The organism is Fructilactobacillus sp. X2R1C3 (assembly GCF_059901425.1).
The window spans coordinates 1-3236 of sequence record NZ_JBWXUW010000006.1 but is presented as its reverse complement, the minus strand read 5'-3'; the positions used below and the strand labels follow the sequence as shown (position 1 = coordinate 3236).

Genomic DNA, 3236 nt, shown 5'->3' with positions numbered 1-3236 from the left:
ACTTTGTTCTTTGAAAACTAGATAATATTATTTTCTGTATTAATTATATTTTAATTATAATTTTAACCGAGAAATAACCACTACGTTATTTGAGTTTTTTAAAATAGTTTAAATCGCAAATACTCAATAACTTACATCACGAAGTGATGCAGGTTAAGTTATTAAGGGCGCATGGTGAATGCCTTGGTACTAGGAGCCGATGAAGGACGGAACTAACACCGATATGCTTCGGGGAGCTGTACGTAAGCTTTGATCCGGAGATTTCCGAATGGGGAAACCCAATCATCTTAGTCGATGATTGCACGACAGTGAATTCATAGCTGCCGTGCGGTAGACGCGGGGAACTGAAACATCTAAGTACCCGCAGGAGTAGAAAAAAATTTCGATTCCCTCAGTAGCGGCGAGCGAACGGGGAACAGCCCAAACCGATCAGTTTACTGGTCGGGGTTGTAGGACTGAACATTTGAGTTACAAAAGAATCTGATAGTCGAATCAGTTGGGAAGCTGAGCCATAGATGGTGATAGCCCAGTAGACGAAATCAGGTTCCCTCAGTTCAGGATCCTGAGTACGGCGACACACGTGAAACGTCGTCGGAAACCGGGAGGACCATCTCCCAAGGCTAAATACTACCTAGTGACCGATAGTGAACCAGTACCGTGAGGGAAAGGTGAAAAGCACCCCGGAAGGGGAGTGAAATAGTTCCTGCAACCATGTGCCTACAAGCAGTTAGAGCCCATTTAAGGGTGATAGCGTGCCTCTTGTAGAATGAACCGGCGAGTTATAGTTGCATGCAAGGTTAAGTTGAAAAAGCGGAGCCGAAGCGAAAGCGAGTCTGAATAGGGCGTTGAAGTATGTTGCCATAGACCCGAAACCAGGTGATCTATCCATGTCCAGGATGAAAGTGCGGTAATACGCACCGGAGGTCCGAACCCGTGTACGTTGAAAAGTGCTGGGATGAGGTGTGGATAGCGGTGAAATTCCAAACGAACTTGGAGATAGCTGGTTCTCTCCGAAATAGCTTTAGGGTTAGCCTCGGATTTAGAATCATGGAGGTAGAGCCACTGTTTGGACAAGGGGTCCGTCTTGGATTACTAAGTTCAGATAAACTCCGAATACCATTGATTTATATCCGGGAGTCAGACGATGAGTGATAAGATCCATCGTCGAAAGGGGAACAGCCCAGACCGCCAGTTAAGGTCCCTAAATATATGCTAAGTGGAAAAGGCAGTGGAGTTGCATAGACAACTAGGATGTTGGCTCAGAAGCAGCCACCATTTAAAGAGTGCGTAATAGCTCACTAGTCGAGTGATTCTGCGCCGAAAATTTACCGGGGCTAAGCATATTACCGAGACTGCGGACGCGACTTGGTCGCGTGATAGGAGAGCGTTCTAAGGGCAACGAAGCTAGACCGTAAGGACTAGTGGAGCGCTTAGAAGTGAGAATGCCGGTATGAGTAGCGAAAAATCAGTGAGAATCTGATTCACCGAATGACTAAGGTTTCCTGGGGAAGGCTCGTCCACCCAGGGTTAGTCGGGACCTAAGTCGAGGCCGAGAGGCGTAGACGATGGATAACAGGTTGAGATTCCTGTACTAGTTATTAACGTTTGAGTGATGGAGGAACGCAGAAGGCTAAGTTGTGCATCCTGATGGATATGGATGTTCAAGTCGTAAGTCAGGTCAAGAGAGAAATGCTTTTGATCGAGTTGACAAGCGACGATGAGGACCGAAATTATAGTAGGGAAGCAACTGATGTCACGCTGCCGAGAAAAGCTTCTAGCGAGTTAATAACTACCCGTACCGCAAACCGACACAGGTAGTCGAGGAGAGTATCCTCAGGTGAGCGAGAGAACTCTCGTTAAGGAACTCGGCAAAATGACCCCGTAACTTCGGAAGAAGGGGTGCTGTCCTAACGGACAGCCGCAGTGAAGAGGCCCAGACGACTGTTTATCAAAAACACAGGTTTCTGCAAAATCGTAAGATGACGTATAGGGGCTGACGCCTGCCCGGTGCTGGAAGGTTAAGTGGAAGAGTTAGCTTCGGCGAAGCTCCGAAATGAAGCCCCAGTAAACGGCGGCCGTAACTATAACGGTCCTAAGGTAGCGAAATTCCTTGTCGGGTAAGTTCCGACCCGCACGAAAGGCGTAACGATCTGGGCACTGTCTCAACGAGAGACTCGGTGAAATTAAGATACCTGTGAAGAAGCAGGTTACCCGCGACAGGACGGAAAGACCCCATGGAGCTTTACTGTAGCTTGATATTGGGTGTTTGCACAGCTTGTACAGGATAGGTAGGAGCCATTGAAACCGGAGCGCTAGCTTCGGCGGAGGCGTCATTGGGATACTACCCTTGCTATGTGAACACTCTAACCCTGAGCACTCAACGTGCTCGGAGACAGTGTCTGGTTGGCAGTTTGACTGGGGCGGTCGCCTCCTAAATAGTAACGGAGGCGCCCAAAGGTTCCCTCAGAATGGTTGGAAATCATTCACAGAGTGTAAAGGCAGAAGGGAGCTTGACTGCGAGACATACAGGTCGAGCAGGGACGAAAGTCGGGCTTAGTGATCCGGTGGTACCATATGGAAGGGCCATCGCTCAACGGATAAAAGCTACCCTGGGGATAACAGGCTTATCTCCCCCAAGAGTTCACATCGACGGGGAGGTTTGGCACCTCGATGTCGGCTCATCGCATCCTGGGGCTGTAGTTGGTCCCAAGGGTTGGGCTGTTCGCCCATTAAAGCGGTACGCGAGCTGGGTTCAGAACGTCGTGAGACAGTTCGGTCCCTATCCGTCGCGGGCGCAGGAAATTTGAGAGGAGCTATCCCTAGTACGAGAGGACCGGGATGGACATACCGCTGGTGTACCAGTTGCGCCGCCAGGCGCACGGCTGGGTAGCTATGTATGGACGAGATAAACGCTGAAAGCATCTAAGTGTGAAACTCGCCTCGAGATGAGATTTCCCATTCCTTTATGGAAGTAAGACCCCTGAAAGATGATCAGGTAGATAGGTTAGAAGTGGAAGCGTAGTGATACGTGAAGCGGACTAATACTAATCGGTCGAGGACTTAACCAAGCAAAAAGAAGTGGAAGTTAATCGGGCAGAGAAGATATTATCTAGTTTTGAGAGAACGAAGTTCTTTCTAAGTGTGGTGGCGAAAGCCTGAAGGATACACCTGTTCCCATGCCGAACACAGAAGTTAAGCTTCAGCACGCCAAGAGTAGTTGGGGGATCGCCCCCTGC

2 rRNA genes are annotated in these 3236 nt (G+C 49.0%); both read left to right on the top strand.

The annotated features are described in order from the left end of the window. The first annotated feature begins 151 nt into the window (after positions 1 to 151). Positions 152 to 3068: ribosomal RNA gene (locus AC6UDD_RS06885) — 23S ribosomal RNA — on the top strand. A gap of 72 nt (positions 3069 to 3140) precedes the next feature. Beyond that, positions 3141 to 3236: ribosomal RNA gene (rrf, locus tag AC6UDD_RS06880) — 5S ribosomal RNA — on the top strand; the annotation flags it as partial.